Source organism: Lysinibacillus sp. GbtcB16, from assembly GCF_019091145.1.
Taxonomy (GTDB): domain Bacteria; phylum Bacillota; class Bacilli; order Bacillales_A; family Planococcaceae; genus Lysinibacillus; species Lysinibacillus fusiformis.
This window is the reverse complement of the sequence record NZ_JAGXJV010000897.1, coordinates 1-234: the sequence shown is the minus strand read 5'-3', so window position 1 is coordinate 234 and position 234 is coordinate 1. Positions and strand designations below refer to the sequence as shown.

At 37.2% G+C, this 234-nt stretch carries 1 protein-coding gene; it reads right to left on the bottom strand.

Going from position 1 to position 234, the window contains the following annotated elements:
- Positions 1-14: 14 nt before the first annotated feature.
- On the bottom strand, positions 15-234 hold a 220-nt coding region (locus KVT27_RS26235; RefSeq protein ID WP_217582340.1), incomplete at its 5' end, for a helix-turn-helix domain-containing protein.

The window sequence follows — 234 nt, the reverse complement described above, 5'->3', positions numbered from 1 at the left end:
GTCGCTTGTGCTTTTTACATTCTCCAAAAATCATGCGGTTGTGCGTAGGGGTCTATTTTACTAATAGCTTTCAAGTGTTTTTTCATTACAAGGGGTGTTGGAATATAGGTTTTATCACGACAAGCCTTTGTCATTGTTGGTAAAGAAATACCCGCGGTACGCGCAATTTTTTGTTGCTCTATTCCGTGACGATCCAGCCATTTTTTTAACATGGTTTTATTATCTTTAAAAAAC